This window comes from Achromobacter sp. MUI-25009338 (assembly GCF_057359325.1).
Genome location: NZ_CM170627.1, coordinates 1,444,660 through 1,464,754 on the forward strand (window position 1 = coordinate 1,444,660; position 20,095 = coordinate 1,464,754).

Below are 20,095 nucleotides of genomic sequence, written 5' to 3' on the forward strand. Positions count from 1 at the left end.
TGAGGCCGGCCCGCCGGATTCAGGGGGCGCCGCGGTGCCGGTTCAGCCTTCGTCCGTGACCATCAGCTGCACCAGGTCGCCGACGAAGCGGGCCACGCTGTACTGCAGCGGCGCGCCCTGCTGGTCCACGTTCAGCGCCTCGACCTGGAGGATGGGGCGGGTCTTGGGCTGGCCCAGCAGGCGGGCGATTTCGGGCGAGGGCAGCGCCGCGGTGATGCGCGACCACTTGCGGGTGTAGTCGCCGATGCCGTAGTGCGCATAGACCTTGGAGATCGAACGCTGGGACGCGAGGCGCTGCGCGAAATCGGGGAAGCGCTTTTCGTCGAAGTAGTGTTCCGAGACGCTGATGGGGCGGTTTTCCGCCTTGCCCACGATCTGCACGCGCAGCAGCGCCGCGCTGCGGGCCAGCCCCAGGTGCCTGGCGATCTCGGCGGCGCGCAGCGACTGGCTGCCCAGCACCTCCTGGTGGCCCAGCATGCCCTGGCTGCGCAGGTTCTCGGAAAAGCGCGTGCGCTTGCCGATGGCGTAATCGATGGCGTGTTCCTGCACGAAGGTGCCGCGGCCCTGTTCGATCCGGACCAGGCCGCTTTGCTCCAGCTCGCCCATGGCGCGCCGTATCGTGTGGCGGTTGACCGAGAACTTGGCGGCCAGCTCGGGTTCGGAGGGCAGCTGTTCGCCCGCCGCATAGAGCTTGTTGCGGATGTCGTCCGCAAGCGATTCGCCGATTTGCCGCCAGACGGCGATGCCGGAACCTCTTTCAACCATGGAGTGCGCTCGTACTGTCATATCCGCTCTTCAAGAATGGCCACGATTGTGCCCGATGCCGCGGCCGCCGCAAAGGCGCAGCAACTGTCATCAAAAATTCACGCCCGGCTGTTGAACTTGGATTTCGAACCGATCATACTTCATCCAGTCGTCTAGACGTATGGAGGAATCTTGGAACACCCACAGACAGGACAACCGGCATCCGACGCCCGGCGCGCGGCCTGGATGCGCGTGCTGGCGCTGGCCGACGCCGGCGCGCTGGACGGCGCGTTCAGCGCGCTGGGCCGGCTGCCCGAGCATCGCACGCTGCGCCCGGCCCAGACCGGCATGGCCATGGTGCGCGCCCGCAGCGGCGGCACCGGCGCCCGCTTCAACCTGGGCGAAATGACCGTGACACGCTGCGCGGTGACGATGGGCGAGGGCGTGGTCGGCGTGGCCTACGTGCAGGGCCGCTCGCTGCGCCATGCGGAACAGGCCGCCGTGGCCGACGCCCTGCTTCAGCTGCCCGAATGGCATGAAACCGTGCAGGCGCAGCTCATCGCGCCGCTGGCGCGCCAGCATGCCGAAAAGGTCGAGCGCCAGGCCCGCGTGGCGGCGCAGACCAGGGTGGAATTCTTCACGATGGTGCGAGGCGAGGACTGACATGCAACAACCGATACTGGCCGCCGCCGCGGCCCCGGGCCGCACGCTGTTGCCCGGTTTCGCCGATCCGGTGGACGACGCGCAGGCCACCTTCCGCGCCGCGCTGGACGCGCTGGCCCATCCCGGGCGCATCCACGAAATCACGGCCGAAAGCGGCGTGCCGGCGGGCCTGTCGCCCGCCATGACGGCCCTGCTGCTGACGCTGGTCGACGTCGACACGCCGCTGTGGCTGCCGCAAGGCGCGAGCGCCGATACGCTGGCCTTCCTGCGCTTTCATTGCGGCTGCCCCATCGTGCCCTCGCCCGCGCTGGCGCGCTTCGCCGCGGCGCCGGCCGGCTTCGAGGCCCCGGCGCTGTCGGCCTGCCATCCGGGCGACCCGGCCTATCCCGATCAGTCCACCACGCTGCTGATCGAAGTCGCGTCGCTGGATGCCGGACCGCAGGCCATGCTGAGCGGCCCGGGCATCCAGAGCCGCCAGGCCCTGGCCGCGGCCGGGCTGCCGGAAGGCTTCTGGCGCGAATGGCGCCTCAATCACCAACGCTTTCCGCTGGGCGTCGACGTGCTGCTGACGCAGGGCCGGCGGATCTGCGGCCTGCCGCGCAGCACGCGCCTGGAGAACTGACATGTACGTAGCCGTGAAAGGGGGCGAGCGCGCCATCCTCAATTCCTACCGCATGCTGGACGACTACCGTCGCGGCGACCGCGAGGTGCCCGAACTGAGCCTGGCGCAGATCCGCGAACAGATGCCGCTGGCCGTGTCGCGCGTGATGGCCGAAGGCTCGCTCTACGATCCGCAGCTGGCCGCGCTGGCGCTCAAGCAGGCCGCCGGCGACGTGATCGAGGCCGTGTTCCTGCTGCGCGCCTATCGCACGACGCTGTCGCGCTACGGCTACACGCAGCCGATAGACACCGGCCGCATGCGCCTGCGGCGCCGCATCTCGTCCACCTTCAAGGACCTGCCCGGCGGCCAGATCCTGGGCCCCACCTATGACTACACCCAGCGGCTGCTGGACTTCTCGCTGCTGGCCGGACGCGAGGCCGACTCGCTGCCCGCCGGCGACGAAGCCCTGGACAGCGCCATGCCGCGCGTCACCGACCTGCTGGCGCAGGACGACTTGATCGACGCCGAGCCGGTTCCGCCCGGCGATCCCGAACCCTTCGACCTGACCCGCCAGCCGCTGGACTTCCCGGCCTCGCGCGCCGCGCGGCTGCAGAACCTGGCGCGCGCCGACGAAGGCTTTCTGCTGTCGATGGGCTATTCCACGCAGCGCGGCTACGGCAACACCCATCCCTTCGCGGCCGAGATCCGCTACGGTGCGCTGGAAGTGGAAATGCACATCGAGGAACTCGGCTACGCCGTCACCGTGGGCGAGATCGAAGTGACCGAATGCCAGATGGTCAGCCAGTTCGCGGGCAACGCCGAGGAAGGGCCGAAGTTCACGCGCGGCTACGGGCTGACGTTCGGTTACGGCGAACGCAAGTCCATGTCGATGGCGCTGGTGGATCGCGCGCTCAAGGCCGCCGAGCTGGGCGAGCTGGCCGATTCTCCGGCCAACGACCACGAGTTCGTGCTCTACCACAGCGACAACGTCGAGGCCTCGGGCTTCGTGCAGCACCTGAAGCTGCCGCACTACGTGGACTTCCAGGCCAACCTGGAGCTGCTGCGCCGCATGCGCGCCGAGCGCGACGCGCCGCAGGCCGCGGACAAACAACTGATGGACGAGGCGGTTTCCCCATGACGACGCAACAACAGGCCGCGGTCGCGCGCGACGACCACTACAACTTCGGCTACCTGGACGAATCCACCAAGCGCATGCTGCGCCGCGCGCTGCTCAAGGCGGTGGCGATTCCCGGCTACCAGGTGCCGTTCGGCAGCCGCGAGATGCCGCTGCCCTACGGCTGGGGCACGGGCGGCATTCAGGTCACGGCCGCCATCATCGGGCGCGGCGACGTGCTCAAGGTGATAGACCAGGGCTCGGACGACACCACCAACGCGATCAACATCCGGCGCTTCTTCGGCCGCGTCACGGGCGTGGCCACCACGCAGTCCACGCCGGCGGCCACCATCGTGCAGACGCGCCATCGCATTCCCGAGACGCCGCTGGCCGCCGGCCAGATCATGGTGTTCCAGGTGCCCATTCCCGAGCCGCTGCGCTGGCTCGAACCCAGCGAAACCGAGACCCGCACCATGCACGCGCTGGCCGAATACGGCGGCATGCACGTCAAGCTGTACGAGGACATCGCGCAGCACGGCCGCATCGCCACCACCTACGACTACCCCGTGATCGTCAACGACCGCTACATGATGCGGCCGTCGCCCATCCCCAAGTTCGACAATCCCAAGCTGGACGGCAGCCCGGCGCTGATGCTGTTCGGCGCGGGCCGCGAAAAGCGCGTCTACGCCGTGCCGCCATACACCCGGGTCAAGAGCCTGGACTTCGAGGACCACCCCTTCGAAGTGCAAAGCTGGAGCGAGCACTGCGACCTGTGCGGCTCGCGCGAGAGCTTCCTGGACGAAATCATCCTGGACGACGCCGGCACGCGCCGCTACGTCTGCTCGGACACCGAATACTGCAACGATCGCCAGGCGCGCCAGCGCCCGGACGCCAACCCGGACGAGGCCGCGGCATGAATCCCCAAGCGAATCCCCTGCTGTCCGTGCGCGGCATGACGCGCACCTGGGACGGCGTGCACGGCTGCCGCGACGTCAGCTTCGATCTTTACCCCGGCGAGGTGCTGTGCGTGGTCGGCGAATCCGGCTCGGGCAAGAGCACGCTGCTGTCGGCGGTGTCCCACCAGACCCGGCCGCAGGCCGGCAGCGTCTGGTACGACACCCGCGACCAGGGCTTCACCGACCTGGCCGCGCTGCCTGCCGCGCGCCTGCGCCTGCTGGCGCGCACCGACTGGGGCTTCGTGCGCCAGAACGCGCGCGACGGCCTGCGCATGCAGGTCAGCGCCGGCGCCAACATCGCCGAACGCCTGATGGCCGTGGGCGAGCGCCATTACGGCGAGCTGCGCCGCGTGGCCGGCAACTGGCTGCACAAGATGGAGATCGACGTCGGCCGCCTGGACGACGCGCCGGTATCGTTTTCGGGCGGCATGCAGCAGCGCCTGCAGATCGCCCGCAACCTGGTGACCCATCCGCGCCTGGTGTTCATGGACGAACCCACGGCCTCGCTCGACGTGTCGGTGCAGGCGCGCCTGCTGGACCTGCTGCGCCAGCTGGTGACCGACCTGGGCCTGGCGGCCATCGTGGTCACGCACGACCTGGCCGTGGCGCGCCTGCTGGCGCACCGGACCCTGGTCATGCGCGGCGGCGAGGTGGTCGAAAGCGGGCTCACCGACCAGATCCTCGACGATCCGCAGCACCCCTATACCCAATTGCTGGTGTCCTCCATTTTGCAGAGCTGAGCATGCGCGCAACCACTCCGATGATCGAGGTGCGGGGCCTCGGAAAAATGTTTACCCTGCACAACCAGGGCGGCATGCGGCTGCCGGTGCTGGAGGCGGTCGACTTCGACGCCGCGGCCGGCGACTGCCTGGTGCTGGCCGGGCCGTCCGGCACCGGCAAGAGCACGCTGCTGCGCTGCCTCTACGGCAATTATCTGGCCACCGAGGGCAGCATCCGCGTGCGCGCCGAAGACGGCTGGGTCGAGCTGGTGGGCGCGCCGGAGCAGCGCATCCTGGCGCTGCGGCGCGACGTGATCGGCTACGTCAGCCAGTTCCTGCGGGTGATTCCGCGCGTGGCCGCGCTGGACGTGGTGGCCGAGCCGCTGCGCGCGGCCGGCGTGCCGGCCGACGAGGCGCGCGCCCGCGCCGCCGCGCTGCTGCGGCGCCTGAACGTGCCCGAACGGCTGTGGGGCCTGGCCCCGGCCACTTTCTCCGGCGGCGAGCAGCAGCGCGTGAACATCGCGCGCGGTTTCATCGCCCGCCATCCGATCCTGCTGCTGGACGAGCCCACCGCCTCGCTGGACGCCGACAACCGCCAGGTGGTGATCGACCTGATCCTCGAAGCCCGCGCCCAGGGCCGCTGCCTGCTGGGCATATTCCACGACGCCGAGGTGCGCGACGCCGTCGCCACCCAGACGCTGGAACTGCGCCCGGCCGTGACCGCCGCCGCGATGGAGGCCTGACCATGCACAGCACTTATCTCACCCATGCCCGCGTCGTGCTGGCCGACCGCGTGCTGGAAGACAGCGCGGTGCTGATCGATGACGGCCGCATCGTGGCCGTCGAGCCGGCCGGCGCGCGCGCCGGCCGCGAAGTCGACCTGCAGGGCCAGGTCCTGCTGCCGGGCCTGATCGACCTGCATTGCGACGCCATCGAAAAAGAGGCCGAGCCGCGCTCGCGCGTGCTGTTCCCGCTGGACTTCGCGGTGGCGCAGGTGGACCGCCGCAACGCCGCGGCGGGCATCACCACGCCTTATCACGCGCTGTCCTTCGCCAACAGCGAATGGGGCGTGCGCAACAACCAGACGGCCGCCGAAGTGGTGCGCACGGTGCGCGCGTTCCGCGGCCACAGCCTGGTCGACAACCGCATCCACTGCCGCTACGAGGTCACCGACGCCACCTCGGTGGACGTGCTGCGCGCGCTGATGGACGAGGGCGCGGTGGACCTGCTGTCGGTCATGGACCATTCGCCGGGGCAGGGGCAGTTCAAGACGCTGGAGTCCTATCTGCAATACATGATGGGCAACCACGCCATGAGCCGCGAGCAGGCCGAGGAAGCGGCGCAGGCCAAGAGCCGCGCGCGCGACGGCGCGGTGGCGCGGGTCGAGACCTTGCTGGCGCATGCGCAGGGCCTGGGCATCCCCACGGCCAGCCACGACGACGACTCCATCCACCGCATCGCCACCATGCGCAACCTGGGCGTGGCCATGAGCGAGTTCCCCATCAACCTGGATACCGCGCGCGCCGCGGTGTCTTGCGGCCTGCCCACCATCCTGGGCGCGCCCAACGTGCTGCGCGGCCAGAGCCAGAGCGGCTCGATGCGGGCCATCGACGCGGTGCGGGCCGGCGTGGCGAGCTGCCTGTGCTCGGACTACCAGCCTTCCACGCTGATCGCCGCCGTCTTCGCGGTGGCGGCGCAGGCCGAGCTGACGCTGGCGCAGGCGGCCGCGCTGGTCACGCTGAATCCCGCGCAGGCCTGCGGCCTGTCGGACCGCGGCCGCATCGCGCCCGGCATGCGCGCCGACCTGGTGGCGGTGGCGCAGGTGGGCGGCCAGCCGTTGATCAGCCACACCTGGTCGGCGGGCCGGCTGGTATTCTCCACCCACTACCCGCCCTTGCGCGCCGGCGCGGCGCTCGAACCCGAGGCCCAGGGCCTGGCGGCCTGAGACAGCAGGAGCAAGCCGATGGACCCCATCGTGACCGCCGTGGCGCGCAGCGCCGCGCACACGTTCAGCAAGCCCGTGGTGCCTGAAATCATGTTGCTCAAAGGGCTGGGCGTGGAGGGCGACGCCCACCTCGGCGTCACCGTCAGGCACCGCTCGCGCGTCAAGGCCGACCCCAGCCAGCCCAATCTGCGCCAGGTGCACCTGATCCACGCCGAATTGCACGACGAATTGCAGCTGGCCGGCTTCAACGTGGCCGAAGGCACGATGGGCGAGAACATCACCACCCGCGGCATCGACCTGCTGGCGCTGCCGCGCGGCGCCTGGCTACACCTGGGCGCCGGCGCGGTGGTGGAGATCACCGGCCTGCGCAATCCCTGTGCGCAGCTGGACCACTACCAGCAGGGCCTGACCGCCGCGGTGCTGGGCCGCCATCCGGACGGCAGCCTGATGCGCCGGGCCGGGGTCATGGGCATCGTGCTCGAAGGCGGCGAGGTCCGGGCCGGCGATGCTATTCGCGTGACGCTGCCGGCCTTGCCGCACCTGGCGCTGGAACGTGTTTGAAATATCCTGCGCGGCCCCGGACGCGGGCCCGCGCATCTGGTTAAATGGGAACTGGAGCGCTGCCGCATTTTCCGCCGGCGGCGCGCCTTTTTTCCGGAGCGCGCGATGGCACGATTCAATTTCACCCAGGATCCCGAAGAACCCGATCTGTGGGCGGCCGAAAACGTCGCCGTGGGCGCGGATCGCCCGCCGATCCACGTCATGATCCAGACCGACGGCGAGGAACCCGGCAGCGGCGCGTCCAAGGCGGTCAAGAACATCCTGGACACCCTCGACGAGCAGATCCTGGCCGCCGCCGATTTTCTGCTCGACAACTATTCCTACGAACACTACAAAAAACTGGGCATCGAAGACGCCCAGCTGCTGCCCGAGGAAACCGCCGAGGCCATGGCCGAGAAGGCCGTGCTGCGCGCGCTGTGGCTGTTCGACGAGGACGGCGACGGCTATGAACTGTGGTTCACGCTGCCCTGGGACCCGGTGCACACCTACGACGTGGAATTCGAGGACGGGGCGCCGGTGTCTTGCTCGGTCAATGACTGAATGACCGAAACCTAACGGACCAGCTCGAACCGGCTGGCCCGCGCCTCGCCCAGCGAATCGTCATAGCGGTAGCGCAGCTTTACAGATTGCCCCTTGCGCACCGCCGTGGCGCCGGCGCCGTCGAGCACCACGTCGATTTCCCGGCCCATGAATTCGGTGCAGTCGGTGTCGGCGCGCGCGCCTTCGGGGATCTCGGCGCTGCGGACCCTGAGCCTGAACATCAATTGGCTGATTTCGGTGCCGTCGATGCGGAACTGGCGCATCTGCATGGGTGGGCTGGCGGCGGTGCCGCCCAGGTTGCAGGATATGCGCGTCCAGGCGTGCGAGGCGGGGGCTGCGGCCATCAGGGCGACGGCCGCCACGGTGCAGCGCAGGCGTAGGGAAATCATGGCTGGATCGGGCAGGGCTTGCCGGGGGCTTATATGTTGCTCCCGGCGATTGCGACGGTCAAGACGCCGCGACCCCGCCCGCGGCCTCTTTGGCCGGCGCTTCCTCATCGGCGGGCTGGCGGCCTTCCAGCTTGGCGATGACGGCGGTGGCCAGGCTGTTGCCGACCACGTTGGTGGCGGTGCGGCCCATGTCGAAGAACTGGTCGATGCCCATGATCAGCAGCAGGCCGGCCTCGGGCAGGTTGAACATCGGCAGCGTGGCGGCCACCACCACCAGCGAGGCGCGCGCCACGCCGGCCATGCCCTTGCTGGTCACCATCAGCACCAGCAGCAGCGTCAGCTGCTGGGTGAAGCTCATCGGGATGCGGTAGGCCTGCGCGATGAACAGCACCGCGAAGGACTGGTACATCATCGAGCCGTCCAGATTGAAGGAATAGCCCAGCGGCAGCACGAAGCCCGAGATGCGCTTGGGCACCCCGAAGCGCGAGAGCGCCTCGATCGTCTTGGGGTAGGCCGATTCGCTGCTGGCCGTGGAGAACGCCAGCAGCGTGGGTTCCTTGATCAGCCCGCCCAGCCGGCGCACGGACTTGCCCAGGAACAGGTAGCCGATCAAAAACAGCACGCCCCACAGCAGCGCCAGGCCCAGGTAGAACTCGCCTATCAGCTTGCCGTAGCTGACCAGCACGCCCAGGCCTTCGGTGGTGATGGCGGCGGCCATCGCGGCGAACACGCCCAGGGGCGCGAAGCGCATGACGTAGTCGGTCACCCGGAACATGATCTTGGCCAGCTCGTCGATCATGTTGTAGAGGGTGTGGTGGCCCTTGCTGCGCACGAAGGACAGCGCCGTGCCGAAGAACAGCGAGAACACCAGGATCTGCAGGATCTCGTTGTTGGACATGGCCTGCGCGATGCTGCTGGGGAAGACGTGCGCGATGAAGGCCTTGAGCGTGAAATCGCCCGTCTTCAGGCCGGAGCTGGCGCCGGCGTCGGGCAGCGTCATGTTCATGTGCGCGCCCGGTTCGAACAGATTGACCAGCGCCAGGCCCAGCAGCAGCGAAACCAGCGAGGCGGCGACGAACCAGATCATCGCGCGCATGCCGATGCGGCCCACGGCGCTGGCGTCGCTCATGCTGGCCAGCCCCGTCACCAGCGTGGCGAATACCAGCGGGGCGATGATCATCTTGATCATGCGCAGGAAGATGTCGGTGACCAGGCTGAAGTAGGCGGCGATGCGGGCGGCCTCCTCGGGAGTTTGCGCGTATCGGTGGCAGAAGTAGCCCACCACGATGCCCAGCACCATGGCGATGCCGATGTAACGCGTCAGCTTCTTAGTGTTCATGATCAAAACGGAAAAACGGCGACCGTGCGCCAGGCCCCGCGGGGGCCGGGTCCGCCGGCATGGGGCGGGCGAGCGGTCGGATGACAGACATTCCAGGGCGATCCCGAGGCTTGCGGGTTTACCCTTGGGCCGCGATGTTAACGCCGCCAAGCTGACAGCCAGTTGTCGCCTCCAGTGGAGCGGATTTGTATCAAATTGGAACAGCGCCACCGCCCCGCGCCGCCATGCCAGAATGCCTGGCCGGCCGCCAAGGCGGCGTCCCGCGACAAAAAAGGAGACTGGAAAATGCAGAAACGAGAACTGTCGGTGCTGGCGTCCGGATACACCTACCTGGAGGGCCTGCGCTGGCACGAGGGCCGCCTGTGGGCGTCGGACTTCTACACCGGCCAGGTCATCGCGGTGGACCTGGACGGCCGGGTCGAGCGCATCTGCGAGGTGCCGCAGCAGCCGTCCGGCCTGGGCTGGCTGCCGGACGGCCGGCTGCTCATCGCCTCCATGAAAGACCGCAAGCTGCTGCGCCGCGAGGCCGATGGCAGCCTGGTCGAGCATGCCGACCTGTCGGCGCTGACCGGCGGGCACATCAACGACATGGTGGTCGACGCGCAGGGCAGGGCCTACGTGGGCAATTTCGGCTTCGACCTGATGAACGGCGCGCCGGTGCGCAACACCACCATCGTGCGCGCGGACCCCGACGGCTCCTGCCGGGTGGTGGCCGACGGGCTGTGCTTTCCCAACGGCTCCTTCATCACCCCGGACGGCGCCGTCATGATCGTCAACGAGACCTTCGGCAACCGTATTTCCGAATTCGACATCCTGCCCGACGGCGGCCTGGGACCGCGCCGCGACTGGGCCGATTTCGGCCCGCTGCCCGCCAGCGACGACCTGGGCGTGCTGATCGCCGCCTCGGCCATCGGGCCGGACGGCGGCGCGCTGGACGCCGAGGGGGCGCTGTGGGTGGCCGACGCCATCGGCAAGCGCATCGTCCGCCTGGCGCGCGGCGGCCGGATACTGGAGCAGATCGACACCGGCGAGTTCGGCATCTTCGCCGCCGCGCTGGGCGGGCCGGACGGCCGCAGCCTGTTCATGGCCGCGGCGCCCGATTTCATCGAGGCCAACCGCCGCGCCAGGCCCGAGGGGCGCATCCTGGTGACGCGGGTCGACGTGCCGCACGCGGGCCGGCCGTAGGGCCCCCGCACCGGCGCCCTCGTGCTTGCGGCGGGGGCGCCGGGACGGCTTACGCCGTTCGGCGCAGCCCGAATGGCCTGGATACCGCCGGTTGCAAGACCTTTCGGCGAATCCCCCGTAAAATCACCCCATTCAGCAAGACTTCAACCATCTTTCAATAGACAGTACCTAAGGAGGACCACTCATGGCCCTAGTCTCCATGCGCCAGTTGCTCGACCACGCCGCCGAGCACGGCTACGGCATTCCCGCTTTCAACGTCAACAACCTGGAGCAGGTCCAGGCCATCATGGAAGCCGCTGCGGAGACCGACAGCCCCGTGATCATGCAGGCCTCGGCCGGCGCGCGCAAATACGCGGGCGAAGGCTTCCTGAAGCACCTGATCCAGGCCGCCGTGGAATCCTATCCGCACATTCCCGTGGTCATGCACCAGGACCACGGCCAGTCGCCCAAGGTCTGCCAGGGCGCCATCGACCTCGGCTTCTCCAGCGTCATGATGGACGGCTCGCTGAAGGAAGACGGCAAGACCATCGCCGATTACGACTACAACGTCGAAGTGACCAAGAAGGTCGTCGACGTGGCCCACAAGCTGGGCGTGACGGTCGAAGGCGAACTCGGCTGCCTGGGCTCGCTGGAAACCATGCAGGGCGACAAGGAAGACGGCCACGGCGCCGACGGCAAGCTCACCATGGACCAGCTGCTGACCGACCCGGAACAGGCCGCCGACTTCGTGCGCAAGACCCAGCTCGACGCCCTGGCCATCGCTATCGGCACCAGCCACGGCGCCTACAAGTTCACGCGCAAGCCCACCGGCGACATCCTGTCGATCTCCCGCATCAAGGAAATCCACGCCCGCCTGCCCAACACCCACCTGGTGATGCACGGCAGCTCCAGCGTGCCGCAGGAACTGCTGGCCGAGATCCGCGAATTCGGCGGCAACATGAAGGAAACCTACGGCGTGCCCGTCGAGGAAATCCAGGAAGCCATCAAGTACGGCGTGCGCAAGATCAATATCGACACCGATATCCGTCTGGCCATGACCGGCGCGATCCGCCGCTTCTTCGCCGAGAACCCCGAGAAGTTCGACCCGCGCGAATACCTGAAGCCGGCCCGCGCCGCCGCCAAGGCCATCTGTGTGGCCCGCTACACCCAGTTCGGCACCGCCGGCAACGCCAGCAAGATCAAGGCCCTGCCGCTGACCGAAATCGCCGCCCAGTACGCCTCGGGCAAGCTGGCGCAAGTGGTGCAGTAAGCACGCTCGGCAGTGCGGAAGAACGGGCCCGTGTTCATGCGGGCCCGTTTTTTTTATGGTCTAGGCGGCGGGCCCGTTGCCGGCGTAGTGCGGGATGCTGCGGTCCACGTGGTGCCAGGACGGCGCGGAACCGGTCCACAGGCTGGCGCGGGCGTGGAAGGCCTCGGGATCGTCCAGCGAGCCGGCCCGCACGATTTCGTAGTCCATGCCTTCGGAGCCGCCGAACAGCGGCGTGCCGCAGGCCGCGCAGAAGCTGCGCATGACGGTGTGGCCGGAGTCGCCCTTGTAGCGGTGCTCCTTGGCCTGGCCGCGCAGCAGCGTGACCGAGCCGGCCGGAAAGATCAGCGCGTGGGCCGGGGCGCCGCCGCTGGAATACTGGCAGTCCCGGCAATGACAGGTGGCGGCGGTCAGGGGCTCGTCGGTGACGGCGTAGCGGACCGCGCCGCACTGGCAGCCGCCGGTCAGGTGCACTTGCGCGTCGGCGGCGGGCCTGCGTTTGAGGGAAGCATCCTGCATACGGCTTGGTCTCCGGGTGGAAGGGGTGCGCCGTGACGCCTGCGGCGGTCGGCGCGCATGGTAAGAGACCACAGCCTAACGCCTGCGCCGGGCGGCGTCGAGGGGAGGGCGGCCGGGCGCCGTCGGCAGCGCCGGGCCGTTTTGCAGTAACCTATGCGCCTTGCAGGTTCGACTTTCCCGCCCTGGCGCTGCCCGAGGCGGGAATCTTCATTATTGCCATAGGCCATTTCCCGTGACTTCTGCTTTGCATCAATCCAGCATCAAGTCCTTGCCGCTGCTGGGCCGCGGTAAGGTGCGCGATATGTACGCGGTAGGCGACGACAAGTTGCTGATCGTCGCGTCGGATCGCATCTCCGCGTTCGACGTGATCCTCGACGACCCCATCCCCGGCAAGGGGCAGGTGCTGACCGAGCTGACCGAATTCTGGCTGCAGAAGCTGGCCCATATCCTGCCCAACCACTCCACCGGCATCAAGCCCGAGGACGTGGTCGCGCCGGACGAGGTGGACCAGGTGCGCGGACGCGCCGTGGTGGTCAAGCGCTTGAAGCCCATCCTGGTCGAGGCCGTCGCCCGCGGCTACCTGATCGGCTCGGGCTGGAAGGACTACCAGGCCACCGGCTCGGTGTGCGGCATCGCGCTGCCGGCCGGCCTGCAGCAGGCCAGCCAGCTGCCCGAACCCATCTTCACGCCGGCGGCCAAGGCCGAATTCGGCATGCACGACGAAAACGTCGACTTCGCCCACGTGGTCAAGGAAGTCGGCCAGGAAATGGCCGAGCGCATCCGCGACGTGACCCTCAAGCTGTACGCCGAGGCCGCGCGCTACGCCGCCACCAAGGGCATCATCATCGCCGACACCAAGTTCGAATTCGGCCTGGACGACGACGGCACGCTCTACCTGATGGACGAAGTGCTGACGCCCGATTCCTCGCGCTTCTGGCCGGCCGACGGCTACCGCGTCGGCATCAGCCCGCCTTCCTTCGACAAGCAGTTCGTGCGCGACTGGCTGGAAACCCAGACCTGGGACAAGACGCCGCCGGCGCCGCGCCTGCCGCAGGACGTGCTGGAAAAGACCGCCGCCAAGTACCGCGAGGCCCTGGACCGCCTGATCGCCTGACCGGTCACAGGCGCACGAAAAGCCGCTCGCCACGAGCGGCTTTTTTTTCGCCTAGGGGTAATCCTGAGTTTGCGTTATCGGGATTTTAGTTAACATGGTAATTGTTACCTCGTTAATTAGATCCCGATCATGCAGACTCCGCACTCCATCCGGCGCGACGGCACCGTCTACGGGGCATTGCTCAACGACCGCGCCACCCTCGAACGCCTGGCGCCCCAGTTCGACGGCGCGCCCTACAAGGCCGCGCCCAAGGCGCCGGTGCTCTACATCAAGTCGCGCAACACTTACGCCGCCGACGGCGCCGTGGTGGAGATCCCCGCCGATCCGGGCGTGGTGCGCATCGACGCGACCATCGGCCTGGTGATCGGGCGGCCCGCCAGGCAGGTACCGGCGGCCCAGGCCATGAGCCACTTGGCCGGCCTGGTGATCGTCAGCGACCTGACCCTGCCGCACGAGAACTACTACCGTCCCGCCGTCGTGCAGCGCAACCGCGACGGCTTCTGCCCCATGAGCGAAGTGCTCCAGGGCCAGCCCGGCTTCGATCTCGACCAGGCCGCGCTGGGCGTGCGCGTCAACGGCCAGCAGGCCTACGAGCGCAGCTTCGCCACGCTGCTGCGTCCCGCGGCGCAGCTGATCGCCGACGTGACCGAATTCATGACCCTGGCCGAGGGCGACGTGCTGCTGCTCGGCCCCGGCGAAGGCTCGCCCGTGGGGCGCGCCGGCGACCGCGTCACGATCACCGTGCCCCGTCTGGGCGAATTGAGCCACAGCCTGGCAGAGGAGAAGCAGGCATGAAGCGCGGACGCATTGTTTACGAGAACCGGACCTGGGACGTCACCGAAGGCGAGGGCGGGGCGGTCAGGCTGCCCGACGGCCGCCTGCTGGCCCAGGCCGACGTGCAATGGCTGCCCCCGATCGAATTCGGCACCATCATCGCGCTGGGCCTGAACTACGCCGACCACGTCAAGGAACTGTCGCGCGAACTCACGGTCACGGCCAAGGACGCGCCGCTGGTATTCCTGAAGGGGCCGAACTCGCTGGTCGGCCATCGCGGCCGCACGCCGCGTCCGCGCGACGCCGCCTTCATGCATTACGAATGCGAGCTGGCCGTGGTGATCGGCCGCCAGGCCAAACGCGTGCGCGCCGCCGACGCGATGGCCTGCGTGGCCGGCTACACGGTGAGCAACGACTATGCCGTGCGCGACTACCTGGAGAACTACTACCGCCCCAATCTGCGGGTCAAGAACCGCGACGCCTCGACCGCGATCGGTCCCTGGCTGGTCGACGCGGCCGACGTGCCGGACCCGCACGCGCTGGGCCTGCGCACCCGCGTCAACGGCCAGGTCACGCAAAGCGGCAACACCGGCGACATGATCCACCGCATTCCCGAACTGATCGAGTACCTGAGCGGGTTCATGACGCTCATGCCCGGCGACGTGATCCTCACCGGCACGCCCGACGGCGTGGTCAATGTGCAGGCCGGCGACGTGGTCGATACCGAAATCGACGGCATCGGCACGCTGACCAACACCTTGGCCGAGGCCTGATTCCATCGTTTCTTGTTGCGCAACGACATCCAGGAGAAAGCGCCATGCGCTGCAATATCCGTCTTGCCGCCGCCATGCTGGCCGCGGCCACCTCGCTGACCGGTTTCGGCGCGTCAGCCCAGAACTATCCCAATCAGCCCCTGCGCTGGGTAGTGGGCTACCCCGCGGGCGGCGGCACCGACTTCCTGGCGCGCACCACCGGCGCGCAGCTGTCGCGGCAGCTGGGCCAGCCCGTGGTGGTGGAAAACCGCCCCGGCGCGGGCGCCATCATCGCCTCGGAATTCGTGGCGCGCGCGCCCGGCGACGGCTACACCGTGCTGTCGGCCGACAACGGCGTGCTGATCTACAACAGCGCGCTCTACAAGCAGCTCAACTACGAGCCGCAAAGGGATTTCGCGCTGCTGGGCATGATGGGCCGCTCGCCGCTGGTCATCACCGCGGCGCCCAATTCCGGCTTTACCGACGCCAAGAGCCTGCTGGCCGCGCTCAAGGGCGCGCCGGGCAAGTACGGCATCGCCACCGCCGGCGTCGGCAGTCCGCACCACCTGGCGCTGGAACTGTTCCAGCGCGAGGCCCAGGTATCGGTGCTGCACGTGCCCTACAAGGGCGGCGCCCAGGCGCTGCGCGACCTGATGGGCGGGCAGGTGCCGCTGATGATGCTGGACCTGCCCAGCGGCGTCAGCGCGGTGAAATCCGGCAAGGTCGTGCCGCTGCTGGCCATGTCGGCCGAGCGCATCCCGCAGCTTCCCGACGTGCCCACGGCGAAAGAGCTGGGCTTTGCCGGCGTCGAAGCCTATACCTGGCAGGGCCTGGCCGTGCCCGCGGCCACGCCGCGCGACGTGCAGGAACGCCTGAGCGCCGAATTGCAGAAGGCCATGGGCGATGCCGACGTGCGCCAGAAACTCTACGACGCCGGCTGGGAAGCGCGTCCCACCAACGCCGCGGACATGAACGCCTACGTCGCGGACGAAAGGCAGAAATGGCGCGCGCTCATCAAGAGCCGCAATATCAGTCTGGATTGAATATCGCCCGTATCACGCAAGAGAAGCCATGAAAATCGATCACCTGATCAACGGCAAGATCGTTGCCGGCAAGAATTATTTCGAAACCGTCAATCCCGCCACCCAGGACGTGCTGGCGGAAGTCGCCGCCGGCGGCGAGGCCGAAGTCGACGCCGCCGTGCGGGCCGCGCAGGAAGCCTTTCCCGCCTGGGCGGCCAGGCCCGCGGCCGAGCGCGCCAGGCTCATGCACAAGCTGGGCGAGCTGATCACCCGGCACGTGCCGGAGATCTCGCAGACCGAGACCAACGACACCGGCCAGACGATCAGCCAGACCGGCAAGCAGCTGGTGCCGCGCGCGGCCGACAACTTCCATTACTTCGCCGAGATGTGCACGCGGGTGGACGGCCACACCTATCCCACGTCCACGCACCTGAACTACACGCTGTTCCATCCGGTGGGCGTGTGCGCGCTGATCTCGCCGTGGAACGTGCCGTTCATGACGTCCACCTGGAAGGTCGCGCCCTGCCTGGCTTTCGGCAATACCGCGGTGCTCAAGATGAGCGAGCTTTCGCCGCTGACCGCGGCGCGCCTGGGCGAGCTGGCGCTGGAAGCCGGCATCCCGGCCGGCGTGCTCAACGTGGTGCACGGCTACGGCAAGGAAGCGGGCGAGCCGCTGTGCGTGCATCCGGGCGTGCGCGCCATTTCGTTCACCGGCTCGACCGCCACGGGCAATCGCATCGTGCAGGCCGCCGGCCTGAAGAAATACAGCATGGAGCTGGGCGGCAAGAGCCCCTTCGTGATCTTCGACGACGCCGACCTGGACCGCGCGCTGGACGCCGCCGTGTTCATGATCTTCTCCAACAACGGCGAGCGCTGCACCGCCGGCAGCCGCATCCTGGTGCAGCAGGGCGTCTACGCCGGCTTCGTCGAGAAGTTCGTGGCCCGCGCCCGGCGCGTGAGCGTGGGCGATCCGCTGGACGAGCAGACCATCATCGGCCCCATGATTTCCCGCGGCCACCTGGCCAAGGTGCGCAGCTATATCGAACTCGGGCAGAAAGAGGGCGCCTCCATGCTGTGCGGCGGCCTGGACGCCCCGGCGGTGCCCGACCGCGTCAGGCACGGCAACTTCGTCGCGCCCACCGTCTTCGCCGACGTGGACAACCGCATGAAAATCGCCCAGGACGAGATCTTCGGGCCGGTCGCCTGCGTGATTCCGTTCAAGGACGAGGCCGACGCCATCCGCATCGCCAACGACACCGCCTATGGCCTGTCCAGCTATGTCTGGACCGAGAACGTCGGCCGTGCGCACCGCGTGGCCGCGGCCATCGAGGCCGGCATGTGCTTCGTCAACAGCCAGAACGTGCGCGACCTGCGCCAGCCTTTCGGCGGCACCAAGGCCTCGGGCACCGGCCGCGAAGGCGGCACCTGGAGCTACGAAGTGTTCTGTGAACCGAAGAACGTGGCCGTCGCCACCGGCTCGCACCCTATTCCGCACTGGGGCGCGTGAGCGTCTGAAATCCCGATAGCACGATAAAGGAGACAACCATGCAACGCCGCCACTTTCTGCAGCTTTGTTCCGCCGCCGCGCTGGCCGCTACCGCCGGGCCGGGCCGCGCCCAGTCCGGCGACTGGCCGGCCAGGCCCCTGCGCGTCGTCGTGCCGTTTCCGCCGGGCGGCACCACCGACATGGTGGCGCGCCTGATCGGCGCCGAGCTGGGCAAGCAGCTGGGCCAGAGCGTCGTCGTGGAAAACAAGCCCGGCGCGGGCACGGTGATCGGCGTGGACTACGTGGCCAAGCAGCCGGCCGACGGCTACACCTTCGTCTGCGTGGCCAACAGCTTCACGGCCAACAAGACGCTGGTCAAGAAACTGCCCTACGACACCGACAAGGATCTGCAGCCCGTGGCGCTGATGGGCCTGTCCGAGCACGTGCTGGCCACCCATCCGTCCAGCGGCCTGAAGACTCTGGCCGACCTCAAGCAGGCGGCGCTGGCCAAGCCCGACACGCTGACCTACGCCTCGTTCGGCAACGGCACCTCGGCGCACCTGGCCGGCGCGCTGCTGTGCCAGATGATGGGCGTGGACATGGTGCACGTGCCCTACAAGGGCCAGGGCCCGGCGCTTACCGACCTGCTGGGCGGGCAGGTCAGCGTGATGTTCGGCAACTGGTCGGAATTCCGCAGCCACGTCGAAAGCGGCAAGCTGGTCGCCCTGGGCATGGCCACGCGCCAGCGTTCGCGCTTCGCGCCCGACGTGCCGACGCTGGCCGAGCAGGGCGTGGACCTGGAGTCCAACTCCTGGCAGGGGCTGCTGGCGCCGGCGGGCACGCCCGACGCCGTGGTCCAGCGCGTCAACGCCGAAGTCAACAAGGCGCTGGCCGCGCCCGGCGTGGTGGAGGTTTTCGCCAAGAGCGGCGTGGTCTCGCGGGCCGGCTCGGTGGCGCAGTTCGAGCAGTTCGTCCACAGCGAGATCGGCAAATACGGTGAGATCATACGGCGCGCCAACATCACCACGGGCTGACGCGCCATCGTTTTCAAGGGAACCATCATGGGTAAGCTAGCACTCGCAGCCAAGGTCACGCATGTTCCATCCATCTATCTGAGCGAACAGGACGGCCCGCGCAAGGGCACGCGCCAGGACGCCATCGACGGCCTGACGGAGATCGGCCGGCGCTGCCGCGAGGCCGGCGTCGACACCATCGTGGTGTTCGACACGCACTGGCTGGTCAACGCCGGCTACCACATCAACTGCGCGCCGAATTTCAAGGGCCTGTACACCAGCAACGAGCTGCCGCACTTCATCAGCAACATGGGCTTCGAGTTTCCCGGCAACCCGGCGCTGGGCAAGCTGCTGGCCGAGACGGCCAACGCGTTCGGCGTGGAGACGCTGGCGCACGACGCCACCACGCTCGATCCCGAGTACGGAACGCTGGTGCCCATGCGCTACATGAACGCGGACCGGCAGTTCAAGGTGGTCTCGGTCTCCGCCATGTGCACGGTCCATTACCTGAACGACAGCGCCCGCCTGGGCTGGGCGATCCGGCGCGCCATCGAGGACAAGTACGACGGCACGGTGGCCGTCCTGGCCAGCGGCTCGCTTTCGCACCGCTTCGCGCAGAACGGGCAGGCGCCCGATTTCGCGTTCAGGATCTGGAGTCCGTTCCTGGAACAGCTGGACCGCGAAGTGCTGCGCATGTGGCAGGCCGGCGAATGGAAGGCCTTCTGCGGCATGCTGCCCGAGTACGCGGCCAAGGGCCACGGCGAAGGCTTCATGCACGACACGGCCATGCTGCTGGGCGCGCTGGGCTGGTCGGACTACGACGGCCGGGCCGACCTCGTCACGCCGTACTTCGCAGCCTCGGGCACGGGGCAGGTCAACGCGGTCTTTCCGGTGACGCCGCAGGACGGCGCCGCCATTCCCGCGGCGCAGGCCACGGCCGGCGCCGCGCCGGCGGGGAGGCTCTGACGCCATGCCTCACGTCGTCATCCTCTATACCGGCAACCTCGAAGCGCAGGCCGACATGGGCGGCCTGTGCCGGGCCGTCGCCGACGCCATGCTCACCGTGCGCGCCGAAGACGGCAGCCAGGTCTTTCCCACCGGCGGCACGCGCGTCTACGCCTATCCGGCGCCGCATTACGCCGTGGCCGACGGCGGCGCCGCGGGCCGGGCCGCCGGCGGCGACGGCGACTACGGTTTCGTCTACGTCAACCTGCGCATGGGCGCGGGCCGCTCCGACGCCGTCAGGCAGGCCGCCGGCGACGCGATCGCGGGCAGCGCCCGAAAGCACCTGGCGCCGCTGTTCTCCGATCCGCGCAAGCACCTGGGCCTGACGGTGCAGGTCGACGAAGCGCCGGGCCAGGTCTACGACGCCAAGCACAGCACCCTGCATCCCTTGTTTACGAAGAAATAATC

23 protein-coding genes are annotated in these 20,095 nt (G+C 68.4%); 19 read left to right on the top strand and 4 right to left on the bottom strand.

Annotated features, from left to right (window positions below; genetic code table 11):
- Positions 1-42: 42 nt before the first annotated feature.
- Positions 43-765, bottom strand: coding sequence for a phosphonate metabolism transcriptional regulator PhnF (gene phnF / locus AC1IQ6_RS06835; RefSeq protein ID WP_111825641.1), 723 nt, complete (start codon positions 763-765; stop codon positions 43-45).
- 171 nt (positions 766-936) lie between these two features.
- Between phnF and phnG the strand changes: the two genes are divergently transcribed.
- From phnG to AC1IQ6_RS06880, 9 genes are all read left to right on the top strand, one after another.
- The gene (gene phnG, locus AC1IQ6_RS06840) at positions 937-1,407 is read left to right on the top strand and encodes a phosphonate C-P lyase system protein PhnG (RefSeq protein ID WP_485866041.1); all 471 of its coding nucleotides are present in this window, start codon (positions 937-939) and stop codon (positions 1,405-1,407) included.
- A gap of 1 nt (position 1,408) precedes the next feature.
- Positions 1,409-2,029, top strand: a complete 621-nt coding sequence (gene phnH / locus AC1IQ6_RS06845) for a phosphonate C-P lyase system protein PhnH (protein WP_209165812.1) — start codon at positions 1,409-1,411, stop codon at positions 2,027-2,029.
- A 1-nt stretch (position 2,030) separates the two neighbouring features.
- Positions 2,031-3,146: a carbon-phosphorus lyase complex subunit gene (locus AC1IQ6_RS06850; protein WP_485866042.1), complete on the top strand. Its 1,116-nt coding sequence runs from the start codon at positions 2,031-2,033 to the stop codon at positions 3,144-3,146.
- Positions 3,143-4,039 carry an alpha-D-ribose 1-methylphosphonate 5-phosphate C-P-lyase PhnJ gene (locus AC1IQ6_RS06855; protein ID WP_102773650.1) on the top strand — a complete coding sequence of 299 codons (897 nt, stop codon included), beginning with the start codon at positions 3,143-3,145 and terminating at the stop codon, positions 4,037-4,039. Before AC1IQ6_RS06850 ends, AC1IQ6_RS06855 begins: the two co-directional genes overlap by 4 nt.
- On the top strand, positions 4,036-4,818 hold the full coding sequence (gene phnK, locus AC1IQ6_RS06860; RefSeq protein WP_102773649.1) for a phosphonate C-P lyase system protein PhnK: 783 nt from the start codon (positions 4,036-4,038) through the stop codon (positions 4,816-4,818). Before AC1IQ6_RS06855 ends, phnK begins: the two co-directional genes overlap by 4 nt.
- 2 nt (positions 4,819-4,820) lie before the next feature.
- On the top strand, positions 4,821-5,540 hold the full coding sequence (gene phnL, locus AC1IQ6_RS06865) for a phosphonate C-P lyase system protein PhnL (protein WP_485866043.1): 720 nt from the start codon (positions 4,821-4,823) through the stop codon (positions 5,538-5,540).
- Between the two features lie 2 nt (positions 5,541-5,542).
- Positions 5,543-6,742 carry an alpha-D-ribose 1-methylphosphonate 5-triphosphate diphosphatase gene (locus AC1IQ6_RS06870; RefSeq protein ID WP_485866044.1) on the top strand — a complete coding sequence of 400 codons (1,200 nt, stop codon included), beginning with the start codon at positions 5,543-5,545 and terminating at the stop codon, positions 6,740-6,742.
- 18 nt (positions 6,743-6,760) lie between these two features.
- On the top strand, positions 6,761-7,303 hold the full coding sequence (locus tag AC1IQ6_RS06875) for an MOSC domain-containing protein (RefSeq protein WP_102773646.1): 543 nt from the start codon (positions 6,761-6,763) through the stop codon (positions 7,301-7,303).
- 105 nt (positions 7,304-7,408) lie between these two features.
- Positions 7,409-7,843, top strand: a complete 435-nt coding sequence (locus tag AC1IQ6_RS06880) for a hypothetical protein (protein ID WP_111825635.1) — start codon at positions 7,409-7,411, stop codon at positions 7,841-7,843.
- A gap of 11 nt (positions 7,844-7,854) precedes the next feature.
- Here AC1IQ6_RS06880 and AC1IQ6_RS06885 read toward each other — a convergent pair whose 3' ends face one another.
- Positions 7,855-8,232: a hypothetical protein gene (locus AC1IQ6_RS06885; protein WP_102773644.1), complete on the bottom strand. Its 378-nt coding sequence runs from the start codon at positions 8,230-8,232 to the stop codon at positions 7,855-7,857.
- Between the two features lie 58 nt (positions 8,233-8,290).
- Positions 8,291-9,571 carry a dicarboxylate/amino acid:cation symporter gene (locus AC1IQ6_RS06890; RefSeq protein ID WP_111826303.1) on the bottom strand — a complete coding sequence of 427 codons (1,281 nt, stop codon included), beginning with the start codon at positions 9,569-9,571 and terminating at the stop codon, positions 8,291-8,293.
- A gap of 285 nt (positions 9,572-9,856) precedes the next feature.
- Between AC1IQ6_RS06890 and AC1IQ6_RS06895 the strand changes: the two genes are divergently transcribed.
- Both AC1IQ6_RS06895 and fba read left to right on the top strand, forming a co-directional pair.
- A complete protein-coding gene (locus tag AC1IQ6_RS06895; protein WP_102773643.1) occupies positions 9,857-10,756 on the top strand; it encodes an SMP-30/gluconolactonase/LRE family protein in 900 nt (299 codons plus the stop codon).
- 184 nt (positions 10,757-10,940) lie between these two features.
- On the top strand, positions 10,941-12,005 hold the full coding sequence (gene fba / locus AC1IQ6_RS06900; RefSeq protein ID WP_102773642.1) for a class II fructose-bisphosphate aldolase: 1,065 nt from the start codon (positions 10,941-10,943) through the stop codon (positions 12,003-12,005).
- Positions 12,006-12,065: 60 nt separating this feature from the next.
- Here fba and AC1IQ6_RS06905 read toward each other — a convergent pair whose 3' ends face one another.
- Positions 12,066-12,521 (bottom strand): GFA family protein, encoded by a 456-nt coding sequence (locus tag AC1IQ6_RS06905; RefSeq protein ID WP_102773641.1) that lies wholly within the window; start codon positions 12,519-12,521, stop codon positions 12,066-12,068.
- A gap of 232 nt (positions 12,522-12,753) precedes the next feature.
- On the opposite strand from AC1IQ6_RS06905, the gene AC1IQ6_RS06910 reads away from it, so the two are divergent.
- The 8 genes from AC1IQ6_RS06910 to AC1IQ6_RS06945 all read left to right on the top strand — a co-directional run bounded on the left by AC1IQ6_RS06910 (position 12,754) and on the right by AC1IQ6_RS06945 (position 20,093).
- Positions 12,754-13,635, top strand: a complete 882-nt coding sequence (locus AC1IQ6_RS06910) for a phosphoribosylaminoimidazolesuccinocarboxamide synthase (RefSeq protein WP_102773640.1) — start codon at positions 12,754-12,756, stop codon at positions 13,633-13,635.
- A 129-nt stretch (positions 13,636-13,764) separates the two neighbouring features.
- A complete protein-coding gene (locus AC1IQ6_RS06915) occupies positions 13,765-14,430 on the top strand; it encodes a fumarylacetoacetate hydrolase family protein (RefSeq protein ID WP_485866045.1) in 666 nt (221 codons plus the stop codon).
- Positions 14,427-15,182 (top strand): fumarylacetoacetate hydrolase family protein, encoded by a 756-nt coding sequence (locus tag AC1IQ6_RS06920; protein ID WP_102773638.1) that lies wholly within the window; start codon positions 14,427-14,429, stop codon positions 15,180-15,182. The genes AC1IQ6_RS06915 and AC1IQ6_RS06920 overlap by 4 nt, the downstream gene beginning before the upstream one ends.
- Before the next feature lie 44 nt (positions 15,183-15,226).
- Positions 15,227-16,204 (top strand): Bug family tripartite tricarboxylate transporter substrate binding protein, encoded by a 978-nt coding sequence (locus AC1IQ6_RS06925; RefSeq protein ID WP_485866046.1) that lies wholly within the window; start codon positions 15,227-15,229, stop codon positions 16,202-16,204.
- A 28-nt stretch (positions 16,205-16,232) separates the two neighbouring features.
- A complete protein-coding gene (gene hpaE / locus AC1IQ6_RS06930) occupies positions 16,233-17,690 on the top strand; it encodes a 5-carboxymethyl-2-hydroxymuconate semialdehyde dehydrogenase (RefSeq protein WP_485866047.1) in 1,458 nt (485 codons plus the stop codon).
- Positions 17,691-17,728: 38 nt separating this feature from the next.
- Entirely contained in the window at positions 17,729-18,703 is a 975-nt protein-coding gene (locus AC1IQ6_RS06935) for a tripartite tricarboxylate transporter substrate binding protein (RefSeq protein WP_102773635.1), read from the top strand.
- 27 nt (positions 18,704-18,730) lie between these two features.
- Positions 18,731-19,648 (top strand): 3,4-dihydroxyphenylacetate 2,3-dioxygenase, encoded by a 918-nt coding sequence (hpaD, locus tag AC1IQ6_RS06940; RefSeq protein ID WP_102773634.1) that lies wholly within the window; start codon positions 18,731-18,733, stop codon positions 19,646-19,648.
- 4 nt (positions 19,649-19,652) lie between these two features.
- The gene (locus tag AC1IQ6_RS06945) at positions 19,653-20,093 is read left to right on the top strand and encodes a 5-carboxymethyl-2-hydroxymuconate Delta-isomerase (RefSeq protein WP_111825631.1); all 441 of its coding nucleotides are present in this window, start codon (positions 19,653-19,655) and stop codon (positions 20,091-20,093) included.
- Positions 20,094-20,095: the final 2 nt, after the last annotated feature.